Origin of the sequence: Curtobacterium sp. MCBA15_013 (assembly GCF_001865095.1) — a bacterium.
GTDB lineage: Bacteria > Actinomycetota > Actinomycetes > Actinomycetales > Microbacteriaceae > Curtobacterium.
This window is the reverse complement of sequence record NZ_MJGQ01000003.1, coordinates 29001-29643: the sequence shown is the minus strand read 5'-3', so window position 1 is coordinate 29643 and position 643 is coordinate 29001. Positions and strand designations below refer to the sequence as shown.

General features: G+C 71.4%; 1 protein-coding gene. It reads right to left on the bottom strand.

Annotation, left to right across the window (positions count from 1 at the left end; genetic code table 11):
• The coding region (locus BIV01_RS02080) for an LLM class flavin-dependent oxidoreductase (protein WP_175473617.1) at positions 1 to 643 on the bottom strand (643 nt) is incomplete at both ends.

Here is a 643-nt window from a genome sequence, read left to right as displayed (position 1 = left end):
CGTCGGCGCCGGAGGCGGCGATCGCCTCCTCCATCTGGTCGGCGACCGTCTCGGGGCTGCCGACGAGCCGGACCGATCCCGTGGTGTCGCGCTGCGCGGGGAGGGCCTCGCGGAGCGTCTTGCCGTCGGCCTTCGCCAGGAACGCCTCGATGACGCTCTGGTGCCCGTTGCTCTTGCCCTTGAGATCCGCCGGCAGCGGTTCGTCGAGGTCGAACTGCGCGAAGTCGAACCCCGACGTGTACGACAGGTTCGCCAGCTGCGCGTCGATGTTCTCCCGGGTGGCGGCGAGCTGTCGGGCCTGTTTCGCCTCGGCCTCGTCGTCGGTGTCGGCGAGCACGGGCTCGACGAGGAACAGGATCTTCGCGTCCGTCTCCTCGCGGCCGAACCCGACCATCCGTCGGTGCATGTCGTCGACGTACTCGCGCATGGCGTCGACGCCCGGTGCCGAGGCGATGAGCGTGTCGGCGTTGCGCGCGCCGAGGTCGCGACCCGCCGGGGAGCCGCCGGCCTGGCAGACCACGGGGTGTCCCTGGGGGCTGGCGACCGTGTTGAGCGGCCCACGGGTGCGGTAGTACTTCCCCGCGAAGTCGGCGTACCGCACCTTCGTGTGGTCGGCGAAGACGCCGGTCGCCTCGTCGAGCAC